The organism is Allobosea sp. Root381 (assembly GCF_001429395.1).
Classification (GTDB): Bacteria; Pseudomonadota; Alphaproteobacteria; order Rhizobiales; family Beijerinckiaceae; genus Allobosea.
This window is the reverse complement of the sequence record NZ_LMJT01000012.1, coordinates 172,571-190,195: the sequence shown is the minus strand read 5'-3', so window position 1 is coordinate 190,195 and position 17,625 is coordinate 172,571. Positions and strand designations below refer to the sequence as shown.

Annotated in this window: 17 protein-coding genes; 10 read left to right on the top strand and 7 right to left on the bottom strand. The window is 70.2% G+C overall.

Going from position 1 to position 17,625, the window contains the following annotated elements; translation table 11 throughout:
* Positions 1 to 139 precede the first annotated feature (139 nt).
* On the bottom strand, positions 140 to 1,012 hold the full coding sequence (locus ASE63_RS12340; protein ID WP_056801345.1) for a zinc-ribbon domain-containing protein: 873 nt from the start codon (positions 1,010 to 1,012) through the stop codon (positions 140 to 142).
* Positions 1,013 to 1,142: 130 nt separating this feature from the next.
* Between ASE63_RS12340 and ftsE the strand changes: the two genes are divergently transcribed.
* The 5 genes from ftsE to ASE63_RS12315 all read left to right on the top strand — a co-directional run bounded on the left by ftsE (position 1,143) and on the right by ASE63_RS12315 (position 4,929).
* On the top strand, positions 1,143 to 1,802 hold the full coding sequence (gene ftsE, locus ASE63_RS12335) for a cell division ATP-binding protein FtsE (protein ID WP_056801343.1): 660 nt from the start codon (positions 1,143 to 1,145) through the stop codon (positions 1,800 to 1,802).
* Entirely contained in the window at positions 1,789 to 2,763 is a 975-nt protein-coding gene (locus ASE63_RS12330; protein ID WP_348271352.1) for an ABC transporter permease, read from the top strand. The genes ftsE and ASE63_RS12330 overlap by 14 nt, the downstream gene beginning before the upstream one ends.
* Positions 2,764 to 2,794: 31 nt before the next feature.
* Positions 2,795 to 3,622, top strand: a complete 828-nt coding sequence (locus ASE63_RS12325; protein WP_156410319.1) for a YdcF family protein — start codon at positions 2,795 to 2,797, stop codon at positions 3,620 to 3,622.
* 50 nt (positions 3,623 to 3,672) lie between these two features.
* On the top strand, positions 3,673 to 4,458 hold the full coding sequence (locus ASE63_RS12320) for a lysophospholipid acyltransferase family protein (RefSeq protein WP_056801340.1): 786 nt from the start codon (positions 3,673 to 3,675) through the stop codon (positions 4,456 to 4,458).
* A gap of 72 nt (positions 4,459 to 4,530) precedes the next feature.
* Positions 4,531 to 4,929 carry a hypothetical protein gene (locus ASE63_RS12315; protein WP_056801339.1) on the top strand — a complete coding sequence of 133 codons (399 nt, stop codon included), beginning with the start codon at positions 4,531 to 4,533 and terminating at the stop codon, positions 4,927 to 4,929.
* A gap of 115 nt (positions 4,930 to 5,044) precedes the next feature.
* Here ASE63_RS12315 and ASE63_RS12310 read toward each other — a convergent pair whose 3' ends face one another.
* Complete coding sequence (locus tag ASE63_RS12310; RefSeq protein ID WP_056801743.1) at positions 5,045 to 5,605, bottom strand: gamma-glutamylcyclotransferase; 561 nt, start codon at positions 5,603 to 5,605, stop codon at positions 5,045 to 5,047.
* 125 nt (positions 5,606 to 5,730) lie between these two features.
* Here ASE63_RS12310 and ASE63_RS12305 point away from each other — a divergent pair, with 125 nt between their 5' ends.
* Positions 5,731 to 6,780: a DUF2125 domain-containing protein gene (locus ASE63_RS12305; RefSeq protein ID WP_162261763.1), complete on the top strand. Its 1,050-nt coding sequence runs from the start codon at positions 5,731 to 5,733 to the stop codon at positions 6,778 to 6,780.
* A gap of 214 nt (positions 6,781 to 6,994) precedes the next feature.
* Here the strand turns inward: ASE63_RS12305 and rpoH are convergent, their stop codons facing one another.
* The 4 genes from rpoH to ASE63_RS12285 form a co-directional block, all read right to left on the bottom strand.
* Positions 6,995 to 7,891 (bottom strand): RNA polymerase sigma factor RpoH, encoded by an 897-nt coding sequence (gene rpoH, locus ASE63_RS12300; RefSeq protein WP_056801335.1) that lies wholly within the window; start codon positions 7,889 to 7,891, stop codon positions 6,995 to 6,997.
* Between the two features lie 213 nt (positions 7,892 to 8,104).
* On the bottom strand, positions 8,105 to 9,133 hold the full coding sequence (locus tag ASE63_RS12295) for an RluA family pseudouridine synthase (protein WP_244491385.1): 1,029 nt from the start codon (positions 9,131 to 9,133) through the stop codon (positions 8,105 to 8,107).
* Positions 9,134 to 9,311: 178 nt separating this feature from the next.
* Positions 9,312 to 11,027, bottom strand: coding sequence for a heme biosynthesis HemY N-terminal domain-containing protein (locus ASE63_RS12290; RefSeq protein ID WP_056801331.1), 1,716 nt, complete (start codon positions 11,025 to 11,027; stop codon positions 9,312 to 9,314).
* 17 nt (positions 11,028 to 11,044) lie between these two features.
* Positions 11,045 to 13,123: a uroporphyrinogen-III synthase gene (locus ASE63_RS12285; RefSeq protein WP_056801330.1), complete on the bottom strand. Its 2,079-nt coding sequence runs from the start codon at positions 13,121 to 13,123 to the stop codon at positions 11,045 to 11,047.
* A 256-nt stretch (positions 13,124 to 13,379) separates the two neighbouring features.
* On the opposite strand from ASE63_RS12285, the gene tsaD reads away from it, so the two are divergent.
* The 4 genes from tsaD to ASE63_RS12265 all read left to right on the top strand — a co-directional run bounded on the left by tsaD (position 13,380) and on the right by ASE63_RS12265 (position 16,307).
* A complete protein-coding gene (gene tsaD / locus ASE63_RS12280) occupies positions 13,380 to 14,453 on the top strand; it encodes a tRNA (adenosine(37)-N6)-threonylcarbamoyltransferase complex transferase subunit TsaD (protein WP_056801328.1) in 1,074 nt (357 codons plus the stop codon).
* Complete coding sequence (locus tag ASE63_RS12275; protein WP_056801326.1) at positions 14,450 to 15,448, top strand: NAD(P)H-dependent glycerol-3-phosphate dehydrogenase; 999 nt, start codon at positions 14,450 to 14,452, stop codon at positions 15,446 to 15,448. Before tsaD ends, ASE63_RS12275 begins: the two co-directional genes overlap by 4 nt.
* Positions 15,449 to 15,476: 28 nt before the next feature.
* Complete coding sequence (locus tag ASE63_RS12270) at positions 15,477 to 15,812, top strand: hypothetical protein (protein WP_056801324.1); 336 nt, start codon at positions 15,477 to 15,479, stop codon at positions 15,810 to 15,812.
* An 87-nt stretch (positions 15,813 to 15,899) separates the two neighbouring features.
* Complete coding sequence (locus ASE63_RS12265) at positions 15,900 to 16,307, top strand: EVE domain-containing protein (protein WP_056801322.1); 408 nt, start codon at positions 15,900 to 15,902, stop codon at positions 16,305 to 16,307.
* Positions 16,308 to 16,326: 19 nt separating this feature from the next.
* Here ASE63_RS12265 and ASE63_RS12260 read toward each other — a convergent pair whose 3' ends face one another.
* A complete protein-coding gene (locus ASE63_RS12260; RefSeq protein ID WP_056801319.1) occupies positions 16,327 to 17,460 on the bottom strand; it encodes a DUF2235 domain-containing protein in 1,134 nt (377 codons plus the stop codon).
* Positions 17,461 to 17,625 lie beyond the last annotated feature (165 nt).

Sequence of the window (17,625 nt, the reverse complement as noted above, 5' to 3'; positions counted from 1 at the left end):
TTCATGAGGCGTCGCCGGGGCCTGCCGATGGCCCGCGAAGCGGCGCGATTCTTCCGCTGTTTCGAGGTTTAAATCCCCCGACGAGACCTGGATAGGCCTGTCATCCGAAAGCAGCACATCGCAGGCCTGCAACTCAATATCAGTTCACGGCCTCCGCGCCGCCCCGGTCCGAGGCGACGAAGCGCACCTGCACCGATTGCCCTGCCGCCGGCGGCGAAGCCAGCCGCGCCCGAAAGCGCATCAGCTCGGCAGGCTCCAGCTCGCTGCGCGACGGTTCAGTCTTCCAGCTGTACAGCGTCTGCCCGGCGGCATCCTTTACCGCGACCTCGATCGGCGGCACCCTGGCGCTGCCGCGGGTGATATTGATGACGTCGCCCTCGACGATGAGGAAACGGCCGGCCACGTCGTCGATCAGCCCGCTCTCGATCGCGCTCAGCTGCAGGCCGCGGGCATTGACCGCAAATCCGAGCGTCTCGAAGACGGAGGCGAGCTGCGGGGCGGCGCGCACGGCCCGCTCGCGCTGCCATAGCAGGACGCCGAACAGGGCGAGCCCCGCGATCGACAGCATCGCGGCGATCGTGACGGCCCTGCCCGGCGCTCGTCCCGCCAGCGATCCGGCCTTGCGGGATGGTTTGCGCGCGGTGCGCCTGCCGCGGCGGGGCGGCGGCGCCACCGGCTCCTCGTCCACAGCCTCGTCCCGCTCGGCGGCGAGGGCCGAGACCTGTGCCTCGATCGCCGCGGCCTGCTCCAGCTCCTCGGTCAGCAGCGCCTGCGTCTCCTCCGCCGACGGCACCTCCTGCAGCTCCGGCTCGGGCATGACATGCCACAAGGTCTGGCAAGTGGCGCAGCGCACCTTGCGGCCCTCCGTGCCGAGCTTGGCCCCGTCGAGTTCGTAGCGGCTGGCGCAGGAAGGGCAGACGATCAGCATGGCGTTCGCCGGGCGGCTCCTGTGCTTGGCGGGCGCGAGCCCTATCGATGCGGGCGCTGCCGCGACGCCGCGCGCGTCCCTCATTGGCGCGCCTCATGGTTAACGTCGCGTGAAGAACTCTCGGCCATGCTGCGCTCTCGCGTCGCCTTTCCGCAAGGCGGTGCAAGCGGTGTAGGATCGGCGGCGGAGATTCGCTGGCCTTCGGGGAAACGGTTTGGTTCGGTTCGAGAATGTCGGCCTGCGATATGGCATGGGCCCGGAGGTGCTGAAGGACATCAGCTTCAGCATCGAGCCGCGTTCGTTCCAGTATCTGACCGGGCCCTCGGGCGCCGGCAAGACGACCCTGATGCGCCTCATCCTGATGGCGCTGCAGCCGACGCGCGGGCTCGTCAACCTGTTCGGCCAGGACGTCTCGCGGCTCGACGCGGCGACGCTGACCGCCTTCCGCCGCCGCATGGGCGTGGTCTTCCAGGATTTCCGCCTGCTCGACCATCTCACCCTCTACGAGAACGTCGCCCTGCCGTTGCGCGTACTCGGCAAGGAGGAGGCGAGCTACCGCGCCGAGGTCGTAGAGCTGCTGCGCTGGGTTGGCCTGGGCGAGCGCATGCATGCTGTCCCGCCCGTGCTCTCGGGCGGCGAGAAGCAGCGGGCCGCCATCGCCCGTGCCCTGATCGGCAGGCCCGAGCTTCTGCTCGCCGACGAGCCGACGGGCAATGTCGATCCCGGCCTCGGCCGCCGGCTGCTGCGCCTCTTCATGGAATTGCAGGCGCTCGGCACGGCGGTGGTGATCGCAACGCATGACCTCGGCCTGATGGAACTCTACGACGCCCCGCGCCTCGTCCTCGCCGATGGCCATCTCCATGTCGATGCCTGAGTCCGGCAGCCGCGAGTTCGAGCGCGAGGAGCGCACGCTGCCGAGCAATCTGCGGCGCGACCAGCCGCTCGTCCCGGTCGATTCGGTCGCCGGGCGCGCGCTGATGGCGGTCATCGCGATCCTGACCTTCCTGGCGGCGCTGAGCGCGGGGGCCGCCGTGCTCGCCGCCCGCGCCTCCGAGCAATGGCGCAGCGCCGTCGCCGACGAGATGACGATCCAGATCAGGCCGGATTCGCGCCGCGACATCGAGGCCGACATCGCGCGCGCCGTCGCAATGGCCCAGGGGGTCGCCGGCATCGAATCGGTGCGCGCCGTGCCACGGGCGGAATCCGACAAGCTGCTCGAACCCTGGCTCGGGGCGGGGCTCGACCTCGTCGAGCTGCCGGTGCCGCGGCTGATCGTCCTGAAGCTGCGCCCCGGCAACGGACCGGACCTTGCCACCTTCGGCGCGACGCTGCGGCGCGAGGTGCCGAGCGCGATCCTCGACGATCACCGCCTCTGGGTCCGCCGGCTCTCGACCATGGCGAGCACCATCGTCCTGTCCGGCGCCGCGGTCGTTCTGCTGGTGCTCGCGGCGGCGGCGCTGGCGGTCGCCTTCGCCACCCGCGGCGCCATGGCCGGCAGCCGCGACAGCGTCGAGGTGCTGCATCTCGTCGGGGCCGACGACGCTTTCATCGCGCGTGAATTCCAGAGCCGCTTCATCCGGCTCGGCCTGCGTGGCGGGGCGGTCGGCGGGTTCGCGGCGATCATCGTCATCGCCTTGCTCGGCTGGCTGTCCTCGCGCTGGAGCGCCGCGCCCGAGGCCGAGCAACTCCAGGCGATGTTCGGCGCCTTCGAGATCGGCTGGTCCGGCTACGTCGCGGTCATCCTGGTCGCGATGGTCGTGGCGGCGATCTCGGGGCTCGTCTCGCGCTTCACCGTCCGGCACTATCTGCGCGTGCTGGCATGGGGGGCGGCGTGATGGCGCATCCCTCTGCCGCGGTTATGCCCGATTGGCCCTGTATTGTCAGGGCTTCATGGCGATGATCGGTACCAGGCGCGACCAACTGGCCTATACCGCGCGCGAGCCGAGCCCGGCCCCCGACGCCGCCGCTCGGCGCGTGCGGCTCTGGCTCGTCGTACTCTGGACGGCTCTTGCGCTGCTCGTCGCCGCGACTGCGACACTGGGCTTCGGCTATGCCCGCTTCGCTGCTGCCATCTCCGGCCGCGAGCCGGCCGCAGTACCCCGCACCGACGCCATCGTCGTCGTCACCGGCGGCTCGCAACGCGTCGACGACGCCATCGGCCTGCTCGGCGCCGAGCGCGGTTCACGCCTGCTGATCAGCGGCGTGAACGAGAAGACCAACCGCGAGGAGCTGGCGAGGCTCAACCCTTCGGCGCGTGATCTGCTCGCCTGCTGCGTCGATCTCGACTATCGCGCCCGCAACACCATCGGCAACGCCATCGAAGCCCGCCGCTGGGCGAACGCCCACGGCTTCCGCTCGCTGCTGGTCGTGACCTCGAACTACCACATGCCGCGCGTGCTGGCTGAGTTCGCCCATGCGATGCCCCGCTTGCGCCTTGTCCCCCATCCCGTGGTCACCGACCAGATCGACATTTCGGGCTGGTGGAATCGCTGGAGCACCGCCAAGGTCCTCGTGCCCGAATACGGAAAATATCTCGCGGCCCGCCTGCGCAGCATGGTCGAGAGCGACCCGGAAACGTCGCGGCTCTCCGTCATCATCGGCGGCCGCAAGCCGATTTCGGCGCAGCCGACGGAGCCGGTTGGCACAGAGCAGGAAAGACGCAGCCAGCTGAAAAACGCCCGACAGGATGGCTGACGGCAGCGGCGGCGCTTGACGGCGGCGGGGCGGCAAGCTCTTTGCGCCCCATGCTGATTTTGCGCTCGCTCGCCTTCAACATCCTGTTCTACGCGAACCTGAGCCTGTGGCTGGTCTTCGCGGCCCTACCGGCGCTCCTGCTGCCGCGGCGGGCCATGCTCGCGGTCACGGTCGGCTGGGCTCATACAGCGCTTTGGCTGCAGCGCGTCGTCGCCGGAACGGACTACGAGATCACCGGACGCGAGCACATCCCGCCGGGCGGCATGATCGTCGCAGCGAAGCACCAGTCGTTCTGGGAAACCTTCGTGATGATGACGCTCTTCGAGGATCCGATCTTCATCCTCAAGCGCGAGCTGATCTGGATTCCGTTCTTCGGCTGGTGCCTGCACAAATTTAGGATGATCCCGGTCGATCGTGGCGCCAAGGCGCGCGCGCTGGCTCAGGTCATGCGCCGTGCCAAGATCGAGCTGCGCGATAACGGCCGCCAGCTGCTGATCTTCCCGGAAGGCACGCGCCGGCCACCCGGCGCCCCGCCGGCCTACAAGTTCGGCGTCTCTCAGCTCTATGGCGAGCTCGGCCTGCCCTGCCTGCCCGTGGCGCTGAACGCCGGCCTCTACTGGCCGCGGCGCAAGTTCCTGCGCCGTCCCGGAACGATCCGGCTCGAAATCCTGCCGCCGATCGCCCCGGGGCTGGACAAGCGCGAATTCCAGGCCCTGCTGCAGGAGCAGATCGAGACTGCCAGCGACCGCCTGCTGGCCCAGGGCCGCGCCGAGCTCGCGCGGTTGGGTCTGGACCCGCTCGCCGATACTGCTGACAGCCCGCGGCAGCAGGGCTGATCCCCGCCGCGCATACCCCTTGACAGGCCGGCCGCTCGTTCTCATTTTGTTTTAGAACAAAGGAGGAACGATATGGCTGCCCTCGCCTATCGACACCAGGATCAGAGCGACCTCTTCGCCGACCGGCAGATGCCGACGGCGCATGAAATGCCGATGCGCAGCACGGCCGGGCTCGTAGGGCGGCGCTTCACAGCCTGGCGCGGCCGCTCCGGCCGGCGCTATGTCGCCTCGGTCTTCGCGCTGGGAGACGAGCATGCGCTCGGCTTCACCGATGCGGTGCTGCTCGCGGTTTCGGAGGATCGGCGCATCCTGGCGGCGCGCGACAGCGGCCCCTTCGGCGTCGAGGCGGCGCTGACGCGCTGGCAACAGGCCGTGGCCCGGGCCGGCGCGAGCGAGATCCATGTCCATCTCCTCGCTGAGGACGGCATCAGCCGCCGCGCCGCCCTGCTCGACCTGATGCCCGAGGTGTGAGCTCCGCCGTCATTGCGAGCGTCAGCGAAGCAATCCAGGGGCGGCAGCGCTCTACGCCCCTGGATTGCTTCGTCGCCTGAGCTCCTCGGCAATGCCCGGGGGAGGCTGGACGGCTCTACAGATGCGGCCGCGGCGCGGCCCCGGGCGAGAGCTCTTCGGCCAGCCCCGCCAGCACGGGGTCGAAGATGCCCATCTTGCGCAGGTGCTCGTCGGTCAGCAAGACATAGTCCGGGTTCACGCCGGAAGAGCCGCGGCCATGCCGCACCAGTTCGAGCTGCTTCGCGCGCGGCAGTCGCCCGGCATATTGCAGGTGCTTGCGGTCGGCGACATAGACCAGCGCCCTGATGGAGCGGCCATCCTCCAGCCGCACCGGCATCTGCCGCTCGACATAGACCGACGTCGCCTGCTCGCGGGCGCGCAGATAGGCGACCGTCTCCTGCGCCCGCTCCGCCGCGACGCGGAAGGCGAGCCCCCGGCAGACGCCTCCACGATCGAGCCCGAGCACGAGGCCCGGCCGGTCCGGCGTGCCGCGATGGACATGCGAGAAGATGCACAACGAGCGGTGATAGCCGTGGAGGCGCCCCGCGACGCTCTCCTCGAAATCGAAGCCCGGCCGCCAGATCAGCGAGCCATAGCCGAAGACCCAGAGCTCGGACCCGCCGAATTCGGATGTCATGTCGCCTCCGCCGCGCCGGCCCATAATTTGGCCCCGCCGGCCTGCTTGATGCCTGGCGCGGGCTGGTGCCCGTGTCCTACGGGAGCTAACAATCTCCCCGCTTCAGCGCAATGGATCGCCACCGCATGACCGATATCGCTTCCGGGCGCCGCAGCCGCTTCTGGCTCTACGCTCCCTTCGTGCTGCTCGCCATCGTCGCCATCGCCTGGTCCGGCTTCTGGCTGGTCGTCCGCAGCCGGGTCGTCGACGCGGTCGATACGGCCCTGGCGCGCGAGGCGGGGCTCGGCCGCAGCTGGACCTGCGCGGACCGCAGCGTCACCGGATTCCCTTTCCGGGTCGAGCTGCGCTGCGCCTCGCTGTCGCTGGCCTCGGCCCGCTGGGGCGAGGAGGTCCGCGTCCAGACCGGGCCGGCGCTGGCCGTCGGCCAGATCTACACGCCGAACCTCGTCATCGCCCGGATCACCGGCCCGCTGCAGGCGACGCTGCCCGAAGGGCGCAAGCTCGACCTCGGCTGGCAGCGGCTGGAAGCAAGCCTCGCCCACCGCAACGGCGATCCGGAGCGGGTCGCCCTCGTCCTGGCCGAGCCGACCGCCAGCCTCACCGCCCCTGGGCTGGCGACCGAGAGTTGGCGCGCATCGGCGCTCGAACTGCATCTGCGCCAGAACCCGACGCGGCCTGCGGCCGACCAGGCGGTCGACCTCGCGATCACCGTCAAGGGTTCGGTCCTGCCCGCGCTCGACGCTTTGCTCGGCACCACCGAGCCCGGCGATGTCGATATCCAGGCCACAGCAACCCAGACCCAGGCCTTCCGCATCGGCCTCAACCCGGACGCGCTCGAGGCCTGGCGCAATGCCGGCGGCCAGATCGAGGTGACGCGGCTGGTCTCGGTGAAGGGCGAGACCCGTATCGAGGCTGCCGGCCAGTTCCTGATCGACCAGACCCATCGCCCGGCCGGGCAGATCCAGGCCTCGCTCGCGGGCGTGAAGCAGATCGCCGGCATCCCTGTCGGGGGTCTTGCAGCAGGTCTGGGCAGCCTGCTCGGCGGGCGCCTGAGCGCACAACTGCCGGGCGCCGCGCCCGGTCTGACCGCCCTGCCCCCGATCGTGCTGCGCGAGGGCCGCGTCTATCTCGGCCCGATCCGCCTGCCGCTCCAGCCCCTGCCGGCGCTGTATTGAGAGAGCGATCACAAACGCGCCATCCAGGGCCTAGCGAAGCGGATACCCGGGATCCGTGGCGGAACGGTTCAGGCATGGGTCCCGGATCAGCGCGGCTTCGCCGCCTGTTCGGGATGACCAGCGCATTGTCTTGTCGAGATCACCTCTTGGCCGAACGCATCAAAAAAGGGCGCGGAAACCCGCGCCCCTGAAGTCGTTTTGCAAGGCGAAACCGTTACGCCGCCGGCAACGCCGCGCGCGGCGCCTCGATCCGGGTCAGCGCCTTCTTCACGGCGTCCTGGATCTTCTCGAACGCCCTGACTTCGATCTGGCGAACGCGCTCGCGCGACACCCCGAATTCCTCGGAGAGCTGCTCCAGCGTGATCGGGTCCTCGGCCAGCCGGCGCGCCTCGAAGATGCGCCGTTCGCGTGGGTTCAGCACGTCGAGCGCCTCGCGCAACGCCGCATGGCGGTTGTCGGCTTCCTCGGAATCGGCGAGGCGCCGCTCCTGGCTCTCGCTGTCGTCGACCAGCCAGTCCTGCCACTCGCCCTCGCCATCCTCGCGCACAGGCGTGTTCAGCGACGCGTCGCCGCCGAGCCGGCGGTTCATGTCGACGACGTCCTGCTCGTTGACGCCGAGCTTGGTCGCGATCTGCTTGACCTGGTCGGGGCGCAGGTCGCCCTCGCCCAGAGCCGAGATCTTGCTCTTGGCCTTGCGCAGGTTGAAGAACAGCTTCTTCTGGTTCGCCGTGGTGCCCATCTTCACGAGCGACCAGGAGCGCAAGATGTACTCTTGAATCGAGGCCTTGATCCACCACATGGCGTAGGTGGCGAGGCGGAAGCCCTTGTCGGGCTCGAAGCGCTTGACGGCCTGCATCAGGCCGACATTGCCTTCGGACACGACCTCGCCGATCGGCAGGCCGTAGCCGCGATAGCCCATGGCAATCTTGGCGACGAGCCGCAGATGAGACGTCACGAGCCTGTGCGCCGCGTCGCGGTCGCCATGCTCGCGCCAGCGCTTGGCCAGCATGAATTCCTCGCTCGGTTCCAGCATTGGGAACTTGCGGATTTCGTCGAGGTAACGTGAAAGTCCGCCCTCGGCGGACAGGACGGGCAGCGAAGCACTCGCCATGCTCGTTCTCCTTCCAGGGCCCCCGCCAAGCGGCAGACCCACCGCGCGATCAACCTTCGCGCAGGCTCGGATCTCATGTCCGGTAACGCGTGAGCCCCCGAAGGGTTCTCCCCTGCCCCAGCCATTCGCGGCGCCCCCTTGGCCATCCGCATCCGACATCTCACTATATGCCAAGAGAGCTTGGCGGAAACTAGGCAGCCAAGCCAGATCCGCTCACAGGATCGCGAGCGCAGCTTGCAGATTTGCAAAATCGGCCGGCGGCTCGGCCTCAAACAGCATCTCTTCGCCTGTCGCGGGATGCTCGAATCCCAGCAGCGTGGCATGCAGCGCCTGCCGTCCCAACGCCGACAGCGCCTCGCGCACGGTCTCTGGCAGGCGGGCGGCCTTGGTGGCGAAGCCGGAGCCGTAGAGCTGGTCGCCCAGCAGCGGATGACCGATATGGCTCATATGCACACGGATCTGGTGGGTGCGGCCGGTTTCGAGCCGGCATTCGACCAGACTTGCGAGCGGTTCGATCTCGTCAAGCCCCTTCAGCAGCGGCGGATAGCGCTCGATCAGCTCGATATGGGTGATCGCCTGACGGCCGCGCTCCCCTTTCACCACCATCATCTTCTCGCGGTTGCGGTTCGAGCGCTCGATCGGGGCGTCGATCGTGCCCTCGCGCAGGCGCGGAGCGCCCCAGACGATCGCGAGATAGGCGCGCTGCAGCGGCCCGGTGCGGCCATGATCGGCGAACTGCTTGGCGAGCTTCTGATGCGCGCGGTCGTTCTTGGCGACGACGAGCAGCCCGCTGGTATCCTTGTCGAGCCGATGCACGATGCCCGGCCTGCGCACGCCGCCGATGCCGGAGAGGCTCTCGCCGCAATGGGCGATCAGCGCATTGACCAGCGTGCCGTCCTCATGCCCGCCGGCGGGATGGACGACGAGCCCAGCCGGCTTGTCGATGACGATCAGGTGTTCGTCCTCGTAGACGACGTCGAGCGGGATGTCCTGGCCGACCGGGTCGGGTGGGCGCGCCGCCGGCATCACCAGCGAGATCGCATCGCCTTCCGCGACCTTGCGCTTGCCGTCGGTCGCGACGGTGCCGTTGAGGCTGACCCCGCCATCCTTGATCACCTGCTGCAGCCTCGCCCGCGAAATCTCGCCGGCGAGCAGGGCCAGCGCCTTGTCGAGCCGTTCGCCGGCCTGCTCGGCGGCGACATGCAGGGTGACTCCGGCGCCCGGCGGCACCGCTTCGCTCATTTCGGATGTCATGACCGACGCTATAGGGCGCGCAGGCGCGGCCCGCACGCCTTTTCGCGCGGATGGTCTTATCCGGCCTCGACGAAACGAAACAGGTCCTCCCGGGCGAAGCGAATTGCAGACCCGGGATGACGGCGTGGGAGGATAAGAGAAGGCGCCTGGCGTGTTGCCAATGCCTTCAACCGAAGAGGCGGAACTTGCCCTTCTTCTCCTCGACGGGCTGCGCCTCCTCCGGGCCGGGATCGTCCGGTGCGTGCGCGACCGGGAAGATCACCGGCTTGGCGCGGGCATCCGTCGCGGCGCCCGCCTTCTGATCCGGCTTGGGCTCGGCGACAGCCGGCTTCGGCTCTGCCTTGGCAACGGCGACCTTGGCAACGGCGACAGGCTCGGGCGCAATTGGGGCCGGCGGCGCGGTTTCGGGCACCTTCTCCACGACCGGCTCCGGCTTCGGCGGCTCGGCCACCGGCGCTGCCGGAGGCGGGGGAGCGACCGGAACCGGCGGCAGCGGCGGCACGGCGACCGGCTCGACCGTCTCGGCCCGCGCCTCGATCAGCGGCGTCGAATCGTCCAGATCGGCCAGCACGTCGTCGAGCGCCGGCGCATGGCTGCCGAGCGTCGCCGGCGGGATCGTCCAGACAAAGGCGTCGAGCCGCCCCGAGACCGGCGAGACCGGCATCCAGGTGTCGGAGACCAGCCCGTCGGCCACCCAGGCGGCATCGCGCGGGGCGCGCGTCGCCCGCGACAGCCATTCGCGCACGCGCCCGGCCGCGCCGTGCTCGGCCTCCTCGAGCTCGGCCATCAGCAGGCAGGAGCGCACCGTGGGGCCGCCGGCGAGGAGCGGCTTCAGCGTCTCGCGGGCCTTGGCGAAATCGCGCGCATGGATCGCGGCGCCGGCCAATGCCAGCACGCCCTCGGGGTCGGACGGGCGCAGCTTCGTCAGCGTAACGGCGCGCGCGAGACGGTCCTGCGCGCTGTCGCCGGGGCGGGCATCGAGATAGGCGGCGGCGATATCCGGGTGCGGGGCCTCCTTCCAGGCCGCTTCCAGCAGCTTGGCAGCCTTGCGGACATCGCCGCGCTCGGCCAGCATGCGGCCGGCGAGCGCCGCCGCCGGGGTCAGGCCCGGCGCCAGCTTCACCGCCTCGAGCGCGGCCGCGAGCGCTTTCTCCGGCTCGCTGCCTCGCGCCTCCTGGGCTTCGGCTGCGAGCAGAACCGCGCGCTGGCGCTTGGCCTCGGCCTTCTCGGCAAGTCTGAGCGCCGCGCGGCGCTCGACGGCGGTGCGGGCCGCCTGCCAGTCCCCGGCATTGGTGTGGAAATCGAGCAGCGCGTCATTGGCCCAGGCCAGCGAGGGCGAGCGCCGCACCGCATCGTCGGCGAAGGCGCGCGCCGCCGCCATGTCGCCGCGGCGCTTGGCCTCGACGAACAGGCCGCGCAGGCCGAGCACGCGCGTTTCGGGTTTGTCGAGCATGGTCTTGAAGGCCGCTTCGGCGCGGCCGCGATCGCCCGAGAGCTGGGCGGCCTGCGCCTCCAGCAGCAAGGTCAGCGGCTCGTCGCCCGCGAAGCGCCGCGCATCGACGGCATGGCGGCCGGCGGCGACGGGATCGCCCGCACCGATCGCGACCATGCCACGCGAAACCGCCTCGAAACCCTTGGCGCGGCGCCGCGCCCGCGAGGCAAAGCTGAAGGCCGAGGGCAGGCCGAGCACGAACCGCAGCAGGCCCCAGCCCAGCATCGCCAGCAAGGCCAGCACGACCACCCCGACGGCGGCGATCGCGACGCTCGTCTCGATCCGATAGCCCTGCCAGAGCACCGAGACCTCGCCCGGCCGGTCGGCGAGCCAGACGGCGCCTACGGCCAGAGCGGCGAAGACGGCGAGATAGAGCAGTACGCGAACCATGAACCCCTATCCTTCCGTCAGCCGGCCGCGCCGAGCGCAGCCACTGCATCCTGCGCGATTTTGGCGATCGCCGCATCCGCCGCCGCCCGCTTCTGCAGCGCCTCGCCGAAACCGGTGCTGGCGCGCCGCGCCGGCTCGGGCAGTTGCGCCCAAAGGCCGGCGGCGGCGACGATGTCGCCCGCCGCGATCGCGTTCTCGAGCCGCATCGGCAGCGTCGCCGGATCGTTCGCGCCGGTATCGCCGACAGGCCGGATGCTGACGATGCGGCTGGCGAGCCCGAGCAGCCGGTCCTGCCAACCGGCCGTGTCCGGCGTGATCTCGCGGGCGAACATCGCCCGATGCGTGCGCAGCTGCGCCAGCAACGCGTCCTTCGTCGGCGCTCCTGTCGCCGCGACCGCATTCAGCGCCGCGAGCTGCTCGGCCGCGCCGCCGCCCGTGGCCAGCGCCGCGACATCGCTCACGAAGGGCCGCCCGGAGCCCAGCGCCGACCGGACCCGCTCGGCCAGCACGACCCGCGCCGCGGCCAGCGCCTGCGGGCTCGGCGCCGCGGCCGCCTTCGCCAGCGTCTCGACATTGCCGATCCGGGCCGAGGCCTGTTCGAGCATCTGGCGGGCGGTGCTGGCGGCTGCCTCGGCGCGCTGCGCCTGCGCATTCAGCGCCGCGATCGCGGCGGCGTCTGGAGCCTGCGCGGCGGCGACCTCGCTGGCACGGGCCGTCGCCGCGGCTGCGGCAGCGCCCGCCTTCGTAGCGGCCTCCGACGCGGCGGCAGCCTTGCTTTCCAGCTCGCCGGCCGCGCCCTGCAGGCTGTCGATCCGGCCTTGCAGCGCGGCGACCTGCTCAGGCGTGACCGAGGGCGCATTGCGGCTCGCTATGAAGGTGACGAGCCCGGCACCAACGACGCCGCCGACCAGCCCGGCAAGAGCGAGCGCGGGCAGGCGCGAGCGTGGCTCTGCCGGCGCAGGCGCGACCGTTGTGGGCGCCGGCTCATCGGCGCCGCGCTCCTGCGACGAATGAACGGAATCCGCCTCGGGCTCCGGAACCGCCCTGGCCAAGTTGTCGTCGCCCGGCTTGTACTCGCGCGGCAGCGCCTCGGTCGGCAGCACCGCCTCCGGCGCGATCTCGCTCGCCACCGATGCCGGCGCAGTCTCCGTTGCGGCTTCGGCCGCTGTGCTTTCGGTTTCCTGGCCTTCGGTTTCCCGGCTTTCCGTTTCCCGCGCCGTCAGCTGGATCGTCGGCGGGGTACGGCCGGATTTCCGGCTCGACCTGCTGCCGGATTTGCCACCACCCGTATCCTTCGGCGTCTCGGAATCGCTCATCGCATCCTTATCCGTCTCGACGCCTGCCGGCGCGACCATGCCCTCTGTAACATCGCCATCGCCGCGATTGCGAGCGGACACTTGGTCGAGCGCCGCCAGCAGCGCCGCCTCTTCGGGATATTCGGCGACCAGAACCGTGCTCGCCCCGGCCGAGATCAGCGGCGCGGCGACATCCGCGGAGAGCGCGACATGGGTGAGTTCGAGCAGCGCCTCGGCTACGCCTGCGCCCTGCGCCAGTTCGAGGCAGGTCCGCGCGCCACGCGCCGAATAATGCAGTGCGCCGTCGACCTTGCCCTGCAGCAAGGCCTCCCGCGCCGGCTCGGGGAAGGCCGTGACGGCCTGCGCCGCATAGGCCACCCAGGTCACCGCCTCGAAGCCCGCATCCCCGAGCTTGTCCGCGACATCCTGGTGCCGGTCGCGTGCGGCGATCAGCAGCAGCCGTCCCGGCATCGGAAGGTCGTTGCGGATCAGCGCGACCATGTCGTCGCGGTTGCCGCGGGCACTGCGCGCATCTGCGAAACCGGCCTCGCGCACCTTCGCAGCCGTGCGCTCGCCGACAGCGAAGACCGGCAGATCCCGCCAGGCCGGCGGCAGCTCGGACAGCGCCGGCACGGCGTTGCCGCTGGTGAGCACGAGTGCGGCGAAAGGCCCTTTCGGCGCGGGCTCGGGCAGCCGCGATACCGCGAAGAGCGGCGCGAGCACCGGCTCATGGCCATGGGCGCGCAGCGCGGCGGCCGTGAGCGCGGCCTCGGTCGGCGGGCGAAACACGAAAATGCGCATGCGGTCTCCTCTCGCCTGGCGGTCTCGACCGCATCAATCCCGCCTGCGGCACCGACGCGCAAGCCGGCGCCTCCCCGATGCGTCAGCAGGACACAGGATGGCGACCACGCCCCGCCTCCGCACCAACGCCGCACCAACGCCCCTTGGCCTTCTGCACGCTCGCACACTATAGGGAGGGTAGCCGGCGCTGCGTCGCCGGGCCGTCTTCCGCCGGCTTCCGCGCCATCGACCAACTCCCGGGACATTCCGACCGATCATGCGCGTTCTGGGGATAGAGACGACCTGTGACGAGACCGCGGCTGCGATCGTGTCGGTCGAGCGTTCCGGCCAGACCAAGATCCTCTCCAACGAGGTGCTGAGCCAGATCGCCGCCCATGCCGCCTATGGCGGCGTCGTGCCGGAGATCGCGGCGCGCGCCCATGTCGAGGCGATCGACCGCGTCGTCGAGCGCGCCTTCGAGAGCGCCGGGCTGAAACCCGGCGACATCGACGCCGTCGCCGCAGCCGCAGGCCCCGGCCTCGTCGGTGGCGTCATGGTCGGGCTGACCACCGCCAAGGCGATCGCGCTGGTGACGGGGCGCCCCTTCATCGCGGTGAACCATCTCGAGGCCCATGCGCTGACGGCACGGCTGACCGACGATCTCGCCTTCCCCTATCTGCTCCTGCTGGTCTCCGGCGGGCACACCCAGCTTCTCGCGGTGCGCGGCGTCGGCGACTATCTCAAGCTCGGCGGCACCATCGACGACGCGGTCGGCGAGGCCTTCGACAAGATCGCCAAGATGCTCGGCCTGCCCTATCCCGGTGGCCCCTCGGTCGAACGCGAGGCGCTGAAGGGCGACCCCGAGCGCTTCGACTTCCCGCGCCCGATGCAGGGCAGGCCGAACCCGGACTTCTCGCTGTCGGGCCTCAAGACCGCCGTGCGCCTCGTGGCCGAGCGCATCGCCCCTCTGTCTGACCGCGACGTCGCCGATCTCTGCGCCTCCTTCCAGGCGGCGACCGTGGATGTCCTGGTCGACCGCACCCGCGCAGGCCTCCGCGCCTGCCATGCCGCCGGCATCAAGCCCTCCTCGCTCGTCGTGGCGGGCGGCGTCGCCGCCAACCAGGCGATCCGGCGCGGCCTCGCCAGGCTCGCGACCGAGGCCGGCCTGCCGATGATCGCGCCGCCTTTGCCGCTCTGCGGGGACAATGGCGCGATGATTGCCTGGGCCGGGCTGGAGCGGCTGCGCCTCGGCATGGTCGACGACATGAGCGCGCTTGCCCGCCCGCGCTGGCCACTCGACGAACTCGTGCCGCAGGCCGCGGCCGCCCAGGAGCCGGCGGAAAAAGTATGAGCGGCGCCGCAGATTTCCGCACCATCGGCGTGATCGGCGCCGGCGCCTATGGCGCGGCGCTCGCGCTGGCCGCGGCCCGCGCCGGCAGAAAGGTGCTGCTCTGGGCCCGGGACGAAGCCACCGTCAACGCGATCGAACGGACCCGCCGGGCCCCGCGCCTTCCCGATGTCGCGCTTCCCGATGCCGTGCTGCCCACCGCCTCGCTGGCGGCGCTGGCCGCAGCCGATGCCCTGCTCGTCACGGTGCCGACGCAGAGCCTCCGAGACGCCTGCGGCAGGCTCGCGGACGCCCTGCCCGCCGGCCGCCCGGTGATCTCCGCCGCCAAGGGCATCGAGCAGAAGACCGGCCTGTTCACCACACAGGTGATCGCGGAAGCCTTCCCCGGCGCGCTGCCGGCAATCCTCTCCGGGCCGAGCTTCGCCGCCGATATCGGCCGCAGCCTGCCGACGGCGGTGACGCTCGCCGCGGGCGACGCCGATCTGGCGCAGGCCCTGGCCGGGGCGCTGAGCTCGCCGGCATTCCGCATCTATCACAGCACCGACCCTCGCGGCGTCGAGATCGGCGGCGCCGCCAAGAACGTGCTCGCCATCGCAGCCGGCATCGCCATCGGGCTGGGCTATGGCGAGAGCGCGCGTGCCGCGTTGGTGGCGCGCGGCTTTGCGGAGCTGCGCCGCTTCGGTGAGGCCTATGATGCGCAGGGCGAGACGCTGATGGGTCTCTCGGGCCTCGGCGACGTGGTGCTGAGCTGCGCCTCGGCACAGTCGCGCAACTTCTCCTTCGGCCTGGCGTTGGGCCAGGGTCGAAGCGTCGCGGACGCGGCGGGCGGAAAGCTGGCAGAAGGGGCCTATACTGCCTCGATCCTGGCCCAGATGGCGCGGCAGCGCGGTGTGGAGATGCCGATCGCCGAAGCCGTGACCGCGATCATCGCCGGTGACAGCGAGGTCCGCGACGCGGTGACCAGCCTGCTGGCCCGCCCGCTGCGCGCCGAGCGCTGAGATTGTAACGCAGGAAACGGAGACGGGAATGGCGGGCGACTGGTCGGATCTGACGAAGCGGGTGGCGCGCGGGCTCAAGGAGGTCAGGAAGACGACGGGCTCGGAGCTCGTCGCCGAGAGCCAGCCGGTGCCGCTCGCCGGCCGCATCGCCGAGCCGGTGATCCAGCATCGCCGCCGCCGCGCCGAGGGCACGCATCGCTTCGTGCTGATCCTGCCTTTCGGCGAGGCCGAGGTCCGGGTCGAGCTCGATCCGAAGGACTATGCCGCCCTGACGCGCGAGATGGTGCGCTTCTGGAACGAGCAGGGGCCGGAAGCTTCGAAGCCGCCGGTGCCGCTACCCGAAGGCGAGGCAGGCGGGGAATAGAGCCGCTGGCACGCGCCGGCGGGTAGGCAGCCCGGCTCCAATTCGCTATCGACGAATCCTCCGCTTCTCCACCGTTCCGGACATCCCATGGCCCACTGGCTCGTCAAATCCGAACCCTCGAAATGGTCCTGGGAGCAGCAGGTCGCCGCCGGACCCAAGGGCACGCATTGGGATGGAGTGAAGAACCACACAGCCAAGCTCGCCTTGATGGCAATGAAGCAGGGCGAGCAGGTCTTCTTCTACCACTCGAACGAGGGCCTCGCGGTCGTCGGCATCGTCGAGGTGATCAAGGAAGCCTATAACTGGATTCCCGGTGAGCCCTGGGTGCTGGTCGATTTCAAGGCGGTGAAGCCGCTGCCGAAACCGGTGACGCTGGCGCAGGTCAAGGCCGAGCCGAAACTCGCAAAAATGTCGCTGGTGACCTCCTTCCGCCTCTCGGTCCAGCCGGTAAGCGACGAGGAATGGGACATCGTCTGCAAGATGGGTGGGTTGTAAGGCCCTCCGGCGCCGGCTCTCAGTTCAGGTAATAATCCGCGAAGGGCGGGTGAAGGCGTAGCGCGCGCGGCCGATAGGGCAGCATCGTCGTCAGGATCGGAACCGTCGGTGCCTGCAGCCGCGGCTCGACCGCCCCGGCCATTGCCGCCGGCAGCGGCTGGAAGCGATCGACGACGAAATGCTCCCGCGTCCCCTCCCGCCAGGGCAGCCGCGAGGTCGCTCGCTCGTCATGCTGCACGCCCTTCGGATCGGGTCGCAATTCGGCGAGCAACCCCGGCTCGACCTTAAGGGGATGCGCGGTGGCGCGAGCCTCGTCGATCATCCAGGACAGCGTCAGATCCGTCAGCCCCATCTGCAGGCCGTAGCCGCCGCCGATGTCGGTGTGCACGCCCGCGAACCAGAGCTGCCTGATCTGGCCCGGCGGCGCCTGCGTCTCGTCCCAGAGCTCGGGCGCGAAGACCAGGCGGTTCTCGTCGATCGCCAGCGCCTGGCGACCATGGGCGACCTGTCGGTTGAGTACCGGATCGTGGAATTTGTGCCGGCCGGGCATGCTGCCGATAGCCGGCAGGCCGAGCGCGCGGACCGTATCCCATACGCCGACGAAGAAGGGCGGGTTCGGGCTAGTGCCGTGCTCCTGCCGGAAGGCCTCGGCCGCGCGCGCCCGCTCGGCGGCATCCTTCACCATGTAGACTTCGCTGACGGCCTGCGTCGCCAGCCTGCGCACCACGGGATCGACGATCGCCTCGGGGAAATCGTCCCAATGCGCGACCTTCGGCAGCCCGGTCGGCACGCCGCAGAGAGCGAGCACCCCGCCGAGGCTGCGCACCGTGTAGGCGCCCCGGCTGAAGCCGAACAGGAAGATGCGGTCGCCCGGCTCATGGCTCACCAGCAGCGCGGCATAGCAGTCGACGATGTTGTCGGTGATGCCGTAGCCGGTGGCCTGGGCGAGCGCGTCCTTGACGCGCCGGAACAGGCTACGCTGCTCGCCGCTGTCGGGATTGGCGCCGAGCCCCGGATCGTAGAAGCAGATCTGTCCCTGGCGGTCGGCCTCCCGGGTCGCCATGAACAGGCGGTAGATGCTGGTCCAGTTGATCGGATTCGCGCCGCCGGCCTGGCCGGTGCCGTCCGAGAAGATGCAGATGTTGCGCGCCATGGCCGCCCCTCCAGCAGGGACAATCTACCACAGGACGGAATCCGCCGGGGATTGCTTGCGCCTGCCACGAAAGTGCGACGCAGCACGGCTTGCCGCGCCGCGTTCGCACCTTATGATGCGCGCAAATCGAAGGAAGCGGACTGAAGCACGCCGCCGTGCAGGCCG